The organism is Polaribacter litoreus, assembly GCF_054584775.1.
The window spans coordinates 163,485-176,480 of the sequence record NZ_JBTLRD010000006.1 but is presented as its reverse complement, the minus strand read 5'-3'; the positions used below and the strand labels follow the sequence as shown (position 1 = coordinate 176,480).

At 28.6% G+C, this 12,996-nt stretch carries 17 protein-coding genes; 7 read left to right on the top strand and 10 right to left on the bottom strand.

Annotated elements, in window-relative coordinates; translation table 11 throughout:
* Window position 1 precedes the first annotated feature (1 nt).
* Complete coding sequence (locus tag ACW9UN_RS07130) at window positions 2–1,594, bottom strand: peptide chain release factor 3 (protein ID WP_459485258.1); 1,593 nt, start codon at window positions 1,592–1,594, stop codon at window positions 2–4.
* A 44-nt stretch (window positions 1,595–1,638) separates the two neighbouring features.
* Entirely contained in the window at window positions 1,639–2,337 is a 699-nt protein-coding gene (locus ACW9UN_RS07125; RefSeq protein ID WP_459485256.1) for a peptidylprolyl isomerase, read from the bottom strand.
* A 117-nt stretch (window positions 2,338–2,454) separates the two neighbouring features.
* Here ACW9UN_RS07125 and idi point away from each other — a divergent pair, with 117 nt between their 5' ends.
* Window positions 2,455–2,973, top strand: coding sequence for an isopentenyl-diphosphate Delta-isomerase (gene idi, locus ACW9UN_RS07120; RefSeq protein WP_459485254.1), 519 nt, complete (start codon window positions 2,455–2,457; stop codon window positions 2,971–2,973).
* Entirely contained in the window at window positions 2,966–3,379 is a 414-nt protein-coding gene (locus ACW9UN_RS07115; RefSeq protein WP_459485252.1) for a 6-pyruvoyl trahydropterin synthase family protein, read from the top strand. The genes idi and ACW9UN_RS07115 overlap by 8 nt, the downstream gene beginning before the upstream one ends.
* A 12-nt stretch (window positions 3,380–3,391) precedes the next feature.
* Here the strand turns inward: ACW9UN_RS07115 and ACW9UN_RS07110 are convergent, their stop codons facing one another.
* From ACW9UN_RS07110 to ACW9UN_RS07095, 4 genes are all read right to left on the bottom strand, one after another.
* On the bottom strand, window positions 3,392–4,279 hold the full coding sequence (locus tag ACW9UN_RS07110) for a hypothetical protein (RefSeq protein ID WP_459485250.1): 888 nt from the start codon (window positions 4,277–4,279) through the stop codon (window positions 3,392–3,394).
* A 149-nt stretch (window positions 4,280–4,428) separates the two neighbouring features.
* Complete coding sequence (locus ACW9UN_RS07105; RefSeq protein ID WP_459485248.1) at window positions 4,429–5,352, bottom strand: hypothetical protein; 924 nt, start codon at window positions 5,350–5,352, stop codon at window positions 4,429–4,431.
* Between the two features lie 225 nt (window positions 5,353–5,577).
* Window positions 5,578–6,492 carry a hypothetical protein gene (locus ACW9UN_RS07100; RefSeq protein WP_459485246.1) on the bottom strand — a complete coding sequence of 305 codons (915 nt, stop codon included), beginning with the start codon at window positions 6,490–6,492 and terminating at the stop codon, window positions 5,578–5,580.
* Window positions 6,493–6,615: 123 nt separating this feature from the next.
* Window positions 6,616–6,807 carry a hypothetical protein gene (locus tag ACW9UN_RS07095; RefSeq protein WP_459485244.1) on the bottom strand — a complete coding sequence of 64 codons (192 nt, stop codon included), beginning with the start codon at window positions 6,805–6,807 and terminating at the stop codon, window positions 6,616–6,618.
* Window positions 6,808–6,925: 118 nt separating this feature from the next.
* On the opposite strand from ACW9UN_RS07095, the gene kdsB reads away from it, so the two are divergent.
* The 4 genes from kdsB to ACW9UN_RS07075 all read left to right on the top strand — a co-directional run bounded on the left by kdsB (window position 6,926) and on the right by ACW9UN_RS07075 (window position 8,965).
* Entirely contained in the window at window positions 6,926–7,663 is a 738-nt protein-coding gene (gene kdsB / locus ACW9UN_RS07090; protein WP_459485242.1) for a 3-deoxy-manno-octulosonate cytidylyltransferase, read from the top strand.
* Window positions 7,653–8,345: an HAD family hydrolase gene (locus tag ACW9UN_RS07085; protein ID WP_459485240.1), complete on the top strand. Its 693-nt coding sequence runs from the start codon at window positions 7,653–7,655 to the stop codon at window positions 8,343–8,345. The genes kdsB and ACW9UN_RS07085 overlap by 11 nt, the downstream gene beginning before the upstream one ends.
* Before the next feature lie 41 nt (window positions 8,346–8,386).
* Window positions 8,387–8,647 carry a hypothetical protein gene (locus ACW9UN_RS07080; RefSeq protein WP_459485239.1) on the top strand — a complete coding sequence of 87 codons (261 nt, stop codon included), beginning with the start codon at window positions 8,387–8,389 and terminating at the stop codon, window positions 8,645–8,647.
* A 123-nt stretch (window positions 8,648–8,770) separates the two neighbouring features.
* Window positions 8,771–8,965 (top strand): hypothetical protein, encoded by a 195-nt coding sequence (locus ACW9UN_RS07075; RefSeq protein ID WP_459485237.1) that lies wholly within the window; start codon window positions 8,771–8,773, stop codon window positions 8,963–8,965.
* A 33-nt stretch (window positions 8,966–8,998) separates the two neighbouring features.
* On the opposite strand, the gene ACW9UN_RS07070 is transcribed toward ACW9UN_RS07075, so the two are convergent.
* The 4 genes from ACW9UN_RS07070 to ACW9UN_RS07055 all read right to left on the bottom strand — a co-directional run bounded on the left by ACW9UN_RS07070 (window position 8,999) and on the right by ACW9UN_RS07055 (window position 12,120).
* On the bottom strand, window positions 8,999–9,454 hold the full coding sequence (locus tag ACW9UN_RS07070; RefSeq protein WP_459485234.1) for a sensor of ECF-type sigma factor: 456 nt from the start codon (window positions 9,452–9,454) through the stop codon (window positions 8,999–9,001).
* 11 nt (window positions 9,455–9,465) lie between these two features.
* The gene (locus tag ACW9UN_RS07065; RefSeq protein WP_459485233.1) at window positions 9,466–10,005 is read right to left on the bottom strand and encodes a hypothetical protein; all 540 of its coding nucleotides are present in this window, start codon (window positions 10,003–10,005) and stop codon (window positions 9,466–9,468) included.
* Window positions 10,006–10,036: 31 nt separating this feature from the next.
* The gene (locus tag ACW9UN_RS07060) at window positions 10,037–10,585 is read right to left on the bottom strand and encodes an RNA polymerase sigma factor (protein ID WP_459485231.1); all 549 of its coding nucleotides are present in this window, start codon (window positions 10,583–10,585) and stop codon (window positions 10,037–10,039) included.
* An 89-nt stretch (window positions 10,586–10,674) separates the two neighbouring features.
* Window positions 10,675–12,120 carry a TonB-dependent receptor gene (locus ACW9UN_RS07055; RefSeq protein WP_459485229.1) on the bottom strand — a complete coding sequence of 482 codons (1,446 nt, stop codon included), beginning with the start codon at window positions 12,118–12,120 and terminating at the stop codon, window positions 10,675–10,677.
* 76 nt (window positions 12,121–12,196) lie between these two features.
* Here ACW9UN_RS07055 and ACW9UN_RS07050 point away from each other — a divergent pair, with 76 nt between their 5' ends.
* On the top strand, window positions 12,197–12,979 hold the full coding sequence (locus ACW9UN_RS07050) for an MBL fold metallo-hydrolase (RefSeq protein WP_459485226.1): 783 nt from the start codon (window positions 12,197–12,199) through the stop codon (window positions 12,977–12,979).
* Window positions 12,980–12,996: the final 17 nt, after the last annotated feature.

The following is a 12,996-nucleotide window of genomic DNA, read 5'->3' as shown; positions in this document are numbered from 1 at the left end:
TCTAGTTTTTAAATTCACTGGTAAAATGTAATTTTACGGATGGATATTTACTTTGCGTCATTTGAATTGTAAAAGCAGAATCTGCTAAAAACACCAATTGCCCTTGTTTGTCTTTGGCTAAATAGCGTTGTTTCACTCTTTTAAAATCTTTAAATTCTTCGTTTTTGGGATCTTCTGGTGCTACCCAACAAGCTTTGTGAACATTTAAATTTTCGTAAGTACATTTTGCACCATACTCGTGTTCTAAACGATATTGAATAACTTCAAACTGTAAAGCACCAACTGTACCCACAACTCGTCGTCCATTCATTTCTATGATAAATAATTGAGCTACACCTTCGTCCATTAATTGATCTAAACCTTTGTATAATTGTTTAGATTTCATTGGGTCTGCGTTGTTTACATACCTAAAATGCTCAGGAGAAAAACTAGGAATTCCTCTAAAATTCAATTGTTCGCCTTCTGTAAGTGTATCACCAATTTTAAAATTTCCAGTATCGTGTATGCCTACAATATCACCAGGAAAAGATTCGTCTACAATTTCTTTTTTCTCTGCAAAAAATGCATTCGGACTCGAAAATTTTAATTTCTTACCATTTCTAACGTGTAAATACGGTGAATTTCTTTTAAAAGTACCCGAAACTACCTTTATAAAAGCTAGTCTATCTCTGTGTTTAGGATCCATATTTGCGTGGATTTTAAACACAAAACCGGTCATTTTTTTCTCTTTAGAATCTACTAAACGTTCTTCTGCTTTTTTAGGTTGAGGTGAAGGCGCAATTTCGATAAATGCATCTAATAATTCTTTAACTCCGAAATTATTTAAAGCAGATCCAAAAAATACAGGTTGTAATTCTCCTTTTAAATATTCTTCTTGATGAAAAGGAGGGTAAACTTCGTCTATCAATTCAATTTCTTCTCGTAAAGTTTCTGCAGCACTTTCACCAACAGCTTTATCTAAATCAGGATTTGATAAATCATCAAACTCAATACCTTCTGAAATAGTCGTTTTTTTATCACCCGAAAAAAGATTTAACTTCTTTTCCCAAATATTGTAAATCCCTTTAAAATCGTAACCCATACCAATTGGGAAACTCATAGGTGTTACTCGTAAACCTAATTTTTGTTCAACTTCATCTAACAAATCAAAAGCGTCTTTACCTTCTCTATCTAATTTATTGATAAAAACTAGCATTGGAATACTACGCATTCTACAAACTTCAACTAATTTTTCGGTTTGCGGTTCTACACCTTTGGCAACATCAATAACCACAATAACACTATCTACAGCAGTTAAAGTTCTAAAAGTATCTTCTGCAAAATCTTTATGACCAGGAGTGTCGAGTATGTTTATTTTTTTATTTTGATAAATAAATGCCAAAACAGAGGTAGCAACAGAGATTCCTCTTTGTCGCTCAATTTCCATAAAATCGGAAGTAGCTCCTTTTTTTATTTTATTATTTTTTACAGCACCAGCTTCTTGAATGGCACCACCAAATAATAATAATTTTTCTGTTAATGTAGTTTTACCAGCATCTGGATGCGATATGATACCAAATGTTCTTCTACGTGCTATTTCTTCTAAAAAACTCATTTACAAATTTTGAGGTGCAAAGATACGTTTTAGAATGGCAATTATCAATCTAAAATTTTAATCGTCATTTGTATGTCGTTTATAGGCCATTCATCAACCCCAACTTTTACTTTAGATATTTTATCCATAGTATCAAATCCTGAAATTACTTCGCCAAAAACCGTGTGTTCGTTATCTAAATGATGAGCGCCATCTCTTTTGTGTACAATATAAAATTCGAATGGACTAGATAACTTATCAGGATTGTTTTCCCATTGTCTAGCTGCAGCTAAAGCACCATATTTGTGCGTTCTGTGTTTTCTAAATTCGGGTTTCATTAAATAGTTACCATACTTTCTGCGCTGTTTTTGGGTGTACATATTGTCTGAGTTTCCACCTTGAATGACAAAGTTTTTGGCAACTCTATAAATAACAGTGGTGTTAAAGTATTTAATTTTAGTAAGAAAAATGAAATTGGCTCTGTGTACAGAAACATCTTTATAAAGCCTTAATTTAATGTTTCCAAATTTGGTTTTTATAATAACTTTGGTTTCTAGGTTTTGTCTGCCATACTCTGTTAAAAAAGCTTCTGTATTTTTACTATTTAAGCTATCCCAAGGTTTGGTAATTTTTTCTTCTATCTTTTTTTTAAGTGATGATTTTTTCTGAATGACATCCTTTTTATTGATTTCTTTTTTTGAATTATCACATTGATACAAAAACAAAAAGATGAATAAGAAAAATGATCGAAACAGAAATTTCATACGATTTAATTTTAAAGAGTTCAAATATAAATCATCAAAATAAAAGAATAGATAATCCTGATGGTTTTATAATAAATTTAAGTTTTAAACCTTATTGATTGCTTTATATTTGCAAATATGGAAGAATTGGTAGTATTAGTTGATGAGAAGGATGAGAAAATTGGCCTAATGCCTAAGATGGAGGCGCATGAAAAGGCTCTTTTGCACAGAGCGTTTTCGGTATTTGTGTTTAATAATAAAGGAGAGTTAATGTTGCAGCAGAGAGCTGCGCATAAATACCATTCGCCATTACTATGGACAAATACTTGTTGTTCTCATCAAAGAGATGGAGAAAGTAATATTGAGGCTGGCAGAAGAAGGTTACAAGAAGAAATGGGGTTTACAACAGATTTAAAAGAAGTGTTTTCTTTTGTGTACAAAGCGCCTTTTGATAATGGGTTAACTGAACACGAATTTGATCATGTAATGATTGGCTATTTTGATGATGTCCCTAACATTAACCCAGATGAAGTCGAGGCATATAAATGGATGTCTCTAGAAAATGTGAAAGATGATATTGAACAAAACCCATCAGAATATACTGAGTGGTTTAAGATAATTTTTAACGAATCTTACGAAAAATTAACCAATGCCTAGAGTTACCGTTCATAGAAAAGCACACTTTAACGCAGCACACAGACTTTACAGAAAAGATTGGTCTGATCAAAAAAACTTTGAGGTTTTTAGCAAGTGTAGTAACCCTAATTTTCACGGTCATAATTACGAGTTGATTGTTTCTTTAACAGGTGAAATCGATGCAGAAACTGGCTATGTGTATGATTTGGGTGTTTTAAAAAATTTGATAAAATCTGAAATTGAAGATGCTTTTGATCATAAAAACTTAAATATAGAAGTTGTTGAGTTTAAAAATTTGAATCCAACAGCCGAAAATATTTGTGTTGTTACTTATAACAAATTAAGAAAACATCTGCCTAAAGAACTAGATTTAAAAGTCACTTTGTACGAAACTCCAAGAAATTTTGTGAGTTATTCTGGCAATTAATTGTTGCCACTATCACCTTTGTTGATGTAACCTTTTAACATAATTTAGGTATCCATAATTATAATACGAAAACCCTTTAAAATTAAGGTGTTGTTTTAAAGAAATATCACTCTCTTCTAGTTTTTTAAAGAATTTAATTTCGGCTTCATGTAATTTATGATCTTTTAGCCATTTACCCATAAAATTCATCTCAGAAGAATATAAAATAGAGATATCAATTTTAGAATTTATTTTTTCTAAAAGTTTTAATCTTTCTTTAATGTAAATAAAGTTTCTGTTCGGGTCTTTTACATAATCATGAATCAATAAACGATCTACATGTTTGCTAATTTTTTCAACTTCATTATTATTAAAATTACCTATATACGCCTCTATCTCAATATTCTTATCCAATTCTTCTGCTAAAGATTTCATTACAAATAAAGATTGTATAAAGTATTTAAACGAGTTTTCTCTATTGCAAGGTAATTGTACCTTTTTAAGGTAGTTGTTGCAATAATAACCGTTTTCTAAAGATTCTTTTTCGTTCCAATATTCATATTCTAAATTATACACGTCAAACCGTTCTAATTTATTTTTTCGAGATAAATTAAAAGGATGAATCGCCTTTAAAAAAAAGTTACTGCTTTCACCAGAGGCACTAATTTTTTTAATGCCAAATTCTACTCTAGCTTTTTTTATAAAATTAGCGAGTAAATGATTTTTACTAACATCACCTAAATGAAATCTTTTGTTAACTTTATGTAAATCGTAAAGAATAAGTGTGTTTATTTGATGATTTTTAGAAAATTCTAAAAGCTCATTTTCCAAAGTTTTTGAACCAAGGATAGTTGCAAAATTATCTACGTAGAGGGCTCTATTTTCATATTCTTTTTGGCCAAAACAAAAAGAGATTGACATTATAAAGAGAAAGAAACTGAAAAGCTGTTGGTGAAATTTCATTGTAAAATTCAAATATTTCTAGAGCGATTCAAATATAAACAATTCTTAAAAGATTTAAGATCGAAAAATAGTACCTATTAAATATGTAAGTATTCTTTTTGTGCTGGCTAGTATTTTGGTTTTATACCAGTTCTTCTTAATTTCTCAAAACCAATAGACTTTTTAAGGTCTGAATATTTAAAATATGTAAATTCAGTAAAATGGATATTTTTGTATTTTGATATATAATTTTCAAATTCTTTTTCTGTTTTTTCTAAAGAATTATATTTTAAATGACCGGACATAAAAAAGGGTTCAGAAGAAAGAATAATTGAAACTTCTTTAAGACAATTACAATTAGATAGAATCTTTAACTCTTTTTTAATTTCTTTAGAACTCAACTCCACATTACTGGCATAAGCACTAATTCTATATTTAATATCGTATTTTTTTAGCGCTAAAATTTGTTTTTTATCAAAATTTGCTAAATATACTTCTATGCCTAGTGGATAATTAGTTTCTTTTCTTATAAAATCAAGAACACTTATGGTTTCCTTAAAATAGTTAAAACTTCCTTCTGAAGTACAAGGAATCTTGTTTTTTCTTAGGTAGTTTTCACAATAATATCCTCCAAGATCAGAATTTGTTTTATGCCAGAATTCATACTCTATGTTGTAAGAATTAAACCTTTCAATATTATCTTCTCTTGTTTCATTATAAACATGCAAGTAGTTTAAAAAAATTTCGCTGTTTTCACCAGAAGCAACCACTTTTTTAACATTGTATTTGGTTTTTGCAAGAGTTATAAAATCTGAAAGAATGCTTATTTTTTTATAGTTATTAATTGGTAGTCTCTTTCTTACCAAATGTAACTCATATAAAATAAGCGTAGTAAATCCGTTATCTTGAGCAAAATAAAGTAATTTATCTTCTTTATCATTATTTCCTAAAATTGAATTAAAGTTATCAACATACAAAGCACGTTGTGCAGAAAGAGTACTACAAATCAATAATAAAAGAAATAAAAAAGTTTTTTGATATTTTTTAGTCATTAGAATGGGGGATATACTCAAATATACTAAAAAAATATCAGATTAGCATTACATAACTCTCTAGAAAATGGATGATATTTTTTTAAAATACTAAGTTATAATCACAATTAGAAACTTTAAAGCATATCTGATTAAAATTTTATATTTCAATACAGTGGTGTAAGGAATTGCTTCTTGTATTAAGTGTATTGTAAAGAATAATCGCGTAAATAGATATCCTTATTTTTAATTTCTTGTGTAAGAAAAATAATTCACTGATTTTTCTAAAAAAGAATAAGTGTGGTAGCTAAAACCATCTAAATTTATAGATTTTTTTAGTTGATAATTATTAGCGTCCATCGCTTTAAAAAATTCTTGTTCAGCCTTGTCCAAACTATTAGATTTGAACCAGTAGCCCATTTGATTCATACGAGTAGAGTATAAAATAGAAGTCTTAATATTACTTTTAATTTTAGAAATAAGCGATAAACTTTTTTTAACAAAATTGTAGGATACTTTTGGTGTTTTACCAGAAGTTTGTAGTATTAACCGATCGCAATAATTGACAATTGTAGAAATTTCTTTTTGAGAATAGTACGCTAAATAAGCTTCTATTTTTATAGCATGAGTGTTGTTTTGAGAAAGTTTTTTTAGATCTTTTAAGTTGTTAACAAAATAGTTAAAAGATCCGTTTCTGTCGCAAGTCTTAGCATTTTCTTCTAAGTAATTAATACAGTAATACCCATTTGGCCCTGATGCTTTTTTAGACCAATATTCGTACTCTAAATTATAAATGTCAAACTTTTCTTCGGCTTTATTTCTAGTATTATTGTAAGGGTCAATAATATCTCTAAAAAATGAAGCAGATTCGCCAGAGGCACCAACGTGTTTAATACTAAATTTTGTTTTTGCTTTATCAATAAATTCTGCTAAAACACTATTTTTTCTTGGATCCGTTAAATTCCAAATTTTATCAACTTTATTTAATTGATATAAAATTAGCGTTTTAAAATTGTTTCGTTTGGCAAAGAGGAGTAATTTGTCTTCTTTATTGGGGCTACCAATAATATTAATAAAATTATCTACATACAAAGTTCTTTGTTCACCAAAGATAACTGTAATAGAAAAAATGCAGAAAAAAAGGATAAGAGATTTTTTCAATATAAATTAAAGTTATCCATAAAGTTATTAAAAAACCATAGTGTAAAATTAATGAAAACTTTTTAGAGTTAATATAGTTTGTAAAAAATAATTGTATAATTTATTTTATTGATTGTTAATGGATTACCCTATTTTTCCATCACCATCAATATCTTTTTTTAAATAGACTTCTAAAGTAACCAATGTTTTGTGTAAAATGGTTTTAGTAGCCGCTAACTCATTTTCTAATAATAATATTCTTTCTTCTAAGCTTTTTGATTTTTTATTTTGCTTCTGAATTTCGCTTTGCTGAATTAAATCCCAAAAAATGCCCATAATATGTTATGAATTTATAAAGTGTTTTTAAATATTTTGTCAATTCAAATTTAATTCTTTTAATACTTAACTTTGTACGATCAATAAAAGTGTAAAATACATTAAACAAAATCATCTTATGAAAATCATTGCAATGATTCCTGCACGTTATAGTGCAACTCGTTTTCCTGGAAAATTAATGAAAGATTTAGCAGGTAAACCAGTAATTTTAAGAACCTACGAAGCTGCTTTACAAACCAATTTATTTGATGATGTTTATGTGGTTACAGATTCTGATATTATTTTTAAAACTATAAAAAATGCGGGAGGTAAAGCCATTATGAGTGTAAAGGAACACGAATGTGGCTCAGATAGAATTGCAGAAGCTGTAGAAAATTTACCTGTAGATATTGTAATAAATGTTCAAGGAGATGAACCTTTTATAGATGCTATTTCGTTATCAAAATTAATAGATGTTTTTAAAAACGATACTAAGCAAGAAGTTGATTTAGCGTCTTTAAAGGTAGAAATAACAGCTATAGAAGATATTCAAAATCCTAATAATGTAAAAGTAATTACAGATGTAAATAACTTAGCCATTTACTTTTCTAGAAGTGTAATTCCTTATCATAGAGAAACAACTATTAAGGTAAAGTATTATAAACATAAAGGTGTTTATGCCTTTAGAAAACAAGCTTTGTTAGATTTTTACAAAACCCCAATAACACCTTTAGAGGCAGCTGAAAAAATTGAAGCAATTCGTTATCAAGAAATTGGAAAAAAAATAAAAATGGTAGAAACTACTGTTGAAGCTGTTGGTATTGATACCCCTAAAGATTTAGAAAAAGCCATAAATTATTTAAAAAATGCTGAATAATATAAAAGTGATTGCTTTTGATGCTGACGATACACTTTGGGTTAATGAAACTTATTTTAGAGAGGCAGAACATCAATTTGCCAAACTATTAGCAAAATATGAAACAGAAAATAAAATTGATCAAGAACTGTTTAAAAAAGAAATAGAAAACCTTCGTTTGTATGGTTATGGTGTAAAAGGTTTTGTACTTTCTATGGTAGAATGTGCGCTAGAGTTGTCTAATTATCAGATTGGTCAAAAAAACATAGAGGCTATTTTAAACATTGGTAAAGAAATGCTAGAAAAACCAATAGAATTAATAGATGGAGTAGAAGATGTTTTACAAGTTTTACAAAATAAATTTAAGTTGATTGTTGCTACAAAAGGCGATTTGTTAGACCAAGAAAGAAAGTTAGAAAAATCGAATTTGTCAAAATATTTTCATCATATTGAAGTGATGAGCGATAAAAAAGTAAAAGATTATCAAAAACTAATTCAACATTTAGACATTGAGCCTTCAGAACTTTTAATGATTGGTAATTCTTTAAAATCAGATGTTTTGCCTTTAATTAAAGTAGGGGCAACTGCTATTCATGTACCTTTTCATACAACCTGGGCACATGAAGAGGTTGCTATAGAGGATTTTTCTAAAAAAGACTACTACACGTTAACAAATATAAAAGAGCTTTTACGGTTGGTCTAAATAAAAAAAACTAAATTTGCAACTTATAAAAGATACGATTTATGGCAAGTATAAAGAATTTAAAAAAGGATATCAATTACGTTTTAGGTGATGTTATTGAGTATACTTTAGATGTTTCAATCTTAAAAAACGAACCTAAGAAAGGCGAAGCTATTGTAGATGAAGCTATTGAAACTTTCGACAGTTTAATTGCAAAAGTAAATGCAAAAAACATCGAAAATAAAAAAGCACATTATAACGCAATACAAAACGAATTAGAAACAGAGGCAAAAGCTTTAGTAGAAAAAGTAAATAGTTTATAATTTTAACAAATTATAAACAAAAATTTATAACCAACATTATTATGTAATGTTGGTTTTTTTTGTAATTTAGACACAATAAAAATTATAATCATACGTTTTGTTTAACACAAATCTTTAAGTAAAATGGCTAGAGCAATGTTTGAATACACGAAAACCGTGTTACAAAAAGTGAGTTTCAATTCTGAGTTGTTTTGTAAAGAGTTAGAAAAAGCAATGAATAGATTGTTACCTTATGAAATTGATGAGTTGGTAATTTGGTTAAAACAATTTACCGCCAACAAACCAGAGTTGTACTCGTGCATGAGTCTTATAAAATGAAAAAAGGAAGCGTTACAGCTTCCTTTTTTTTATTTAATCTTTAGGATTTGGCCCCTTGCGTTTGTATTTCCTCATTAATTTTCTTCCAAACTCCATTTCTGCGATTTGTAATTTTATAATTTTTTTGTAGGGAATTGTATTAGCAACTTTTGCAATAAATTTTTTCTGCGATGAATATAATTCCTTATCGGTTTGTAGCTTTAAATTTATTAAGCTTTTTGCAGCGTTTTCTGAGATACTGTCTATGGCTCCTTTTTTTATGGTTTTTCTAAGCGTAGATTTATAGTTGCCTCTAATGGAATTTTGTTCATCGTTGTAAGCATTATAAACAGGCCAAAATTTTTCAGCTTCGGCACTAGTTAAGTTTAACTGCTCTGTTAAATACGCAATTTTTAAAGCTTTAATTTTCTCCCAGCTTTCTTTACCTCTTTGCGATTGTACAGAAAGTGTAAAAAATAGGATAATACAGCTAAAAATTATTTTTTTCATAATCTATAATTTTAATTTAATTCATTTAATAGTGTAGTATTATCTATCGAATTAATGTAATCTTCAATACTTTCATCGTTAATATTAGCAAAAGAAAATTCAGTTTCATCTAAAATTTCATCTTCTAAAATTGTTATAATTTCACTTGTGCTTACCGTATTTTCGTTTAGCCAATACTCTATTTCAGAGTCTGAAATGGTTTCAAAACTTAACTCTTTATTTGCGTTAAAAACAAAAGTATTTAAGCTGATAAATAATGCAATAGAGGCTGCTGCTGCATAAGGTATTATTTTAAGTAAACGTTCTTTAAAAGAAATAACTTTAGTTGCTTTTTTGTTTAAGTTAATATTTGTGATAAGCTTATCTTCTAAGTTCTTAAAGTAATCATCAGGTACTTTAAAAGCAGTTGTTTTATTCCATTTTTCTTCGGTTATTTTAGCTGAAATTTCAAAATCTACAGTGTTAAAATAATCAGAAGGGACATCAAAAAAAGAGGTTTTACCTACATTTTTTTTTATAAAATCTTCGCTATGTTTTATTTCGTTTTCCATTGTTAATTAGACCCTTAAAAAACAAAAAGGTTTAATGTGTTTGTGTTTTTATATAATTTTCAATTTTTTTAACAGCATGAAAATAAGAAGCTTTTAAAGCGCCAACCGATGTTTGTAAAATTTCAGAGATTTCATTGTATTTTAGTTCGTCAAAATATTTCATATTAAAAACCAACTGTTGTTTTTCTGGTAATGTAGCAATTGCTTTTTGTAAGATAATTTGAATTTCATCACCAGAAAAAAACACATCACTTTCTAAGGTACTTGCTAGTTGTTGGTGGTAATCAGAAATGTCTAAATTACGTTCTTTTGCTCTTTTATTGATGAAAGAAATGGACTCGTTTGTAGCTATTCTATACATCCAAGAGTATAATTTACTTTGTTGGTTAAACTTTTCTATATTCTTAAAAATTTTTGTAAACGTATTTTGTAAAACATCATCAGCATCATCATGTACAATTACAATTTTACGAATATGCCAATACAAACGCTCTTTGTACTGAGTAATCAATACGCTAAAAGCTTTTTCTCTGGTTTTCGGATCTTGAAGTTGTGTTACTAATGTAATTTCGTCTGTCAAAAAAAACAAATTTGTTTGTTAGACAGTAAAAAATTAAAAAGGTTTAAACAACTCATTAATTATTTGGGTAAATTATTGTAGGAAAATATCTAGTTTCCTCTAGATCTAGAGTAGCCAAACAAGCGTTTTTGTTTTATTGTTTCTGCAATACCTTCTGGCAACATTTCTTCCCAACCTTCTTCGCCAAGACGAATCATTTTAAGTACTGTTCTAGAAAATATATCTAAAATTCCTTTATCAAAGTCAGTAATGTCTAATAATTTACCATTGTTTTTAAAGAATTTATACAATTCTTTCATTCTCGGATGTACTTTTAGGTTTTTACTGTCAATATATTCACCAGATTCTTGGTCGTGATAAGGATACATGTAAACTTTTAAATCTCTATAAAATAGTTTTCCGAAAGCTTCTAAAATACCACCACTTAAATCGCGATAATATTTTTCATCAAAAATTTGAATTAAATTATACACTCCCATTGCTAGCGCCATTCTTTCTCTGGTAAATTCACTAAAGTATTCTACCAACTTAAAATATTGCTGAAAGCTGGTAATCATTACATTTTGTCCTAAAGAACATAATAATTCTGCCCTGTCTAAGAAGTCTCTTTCATTAATTTTACCTTCAGCAGATAAGTTGCTTAACGTAATTTCAAAAATAATTTGTGTTTTACTTTCATCTACTTTATTTTCTTGTAAAAACATTTTTTTAGATTGTTCAAACATATCCATGTTTACCTTAGTAACCGGTCTAAAACTGCCTCTTAAGGCTAAAATGTTTTTTTTATAAAGTACTTGAGCAGGCAATAAATTATTTCCATCAGGCCCAAACATTACAGCATTGGTCATTCCATTTTTTAGTAGTTGTAAGCTCATCAAACGATTATCAACATACATAAAACGAGGTCCTGAGAAATTAATCATATCAATTTCTAATTGATGATTGCCTAAGTTATGGTAAAAAGATTTTACCAATTCTTTAGGATTGTCATTAAGATAAAATGCCCCATAAATTAAATTTACACCCAATATGCCTAGGGTTTCTTGTTGCAAGCGAGCATCAGTTTCTTTAAAACGAAGGTGTAAAACAATTTCATTATAATCTTCTAAAGGATCTAATTGAAAACGAATCCCCACCCAACCATGGCCTTTAAACTTTCTGGCAAAATCAATAGTTGTTACCGTATTTGCGTAACTAAAAAATAGTTTATCAGGGTGTTTGTGTCGGCTTAATCGATCTTCCATCAAATCAATTTCGTGCCCTAACATTTTCTTTAAACGAGGCTGTGTAACATATCGTCTGTCATCTTCAATACCATAAATTGCATCAGAGAAGTCTTTATCATAGGCACTCATAGCTTTTGCAATAGTTCCAGAAGCAGCTCCAGATCTAAAAAAATTACGAGCAGTTTCTTGTCCTGCTCCAATTTCGGCAAAAGTACCGTAGATATCTTTATTTAAGTTTATTCTAAGTGCTTTGTTTTTTGTAGTAGGTACACTACTAATTTCTTGATCTCCTTTTAAAGAAATGGCCATATTAGATTTTTTAGGTGTTAAACAAATGTACTAAATAACTAAGCTATCAGTCAATTTTTATGTTATTTTTGTTGGTATGAAAAAAGATAAAAAACTGTTAAAGGTTACTTTTTTAGGTACAGGCACATCACAGGGAATTCCAATGATTGCAAGTAACGATCCTGTTTGTTTATCAACAGACTCTAAAGATAAACGTTTGCGTTCTTCGATTTTAATTTCTTGGGATGATGTTGCGTATACTGTAGATTGTGGTTTAGATTTTAGGCAACAAATGCTTAAAGAAAATGTGCAATCTTTAAATGGAGTGTTTTTTACACATCATCATGCAGATCATATTGGTGGATTAGACGATTTAAGAGCATTTTGCTATAAAATAGGAGAAATGCCTATTTTTTTGAATGCAATAACTTTAAAAAGTTTAGAAAAAAGATTTGAATATATTTTTGATCCGGCATATAAGTATCCAGGATCACCTACATTACAACCTCACATTATTTATAAAGACTCTTTTGAAGTTTCAGGTTTAGAGGTAATTCCTATTGAAGTTTTTCATGGTAAATTGCCTATTACTGCTTATCGTTTTGAAGATTTTGCCTATATAACTGATATTAAATATATTGAAGATTCAGAAAAAAAGAAGTTAAAAAACTTAGATGTTTTGGTGGTAGATGCTTTACGAATTAAAGAACATCCTACCCATTTTAATTTACAAGATGCTTTAAATTTTGTAGATGAAATTAAACCTAAAAAAGCTTATTTTACGCATATCAGTCATAAATTGGGTTTTCATGCAGAAACATCAAAAAAACTTCCAGAAAATGTTTTTTTAGCATATGATGGTCTTAAACTTACCTTGTAGATTTTAATAATTTGTTT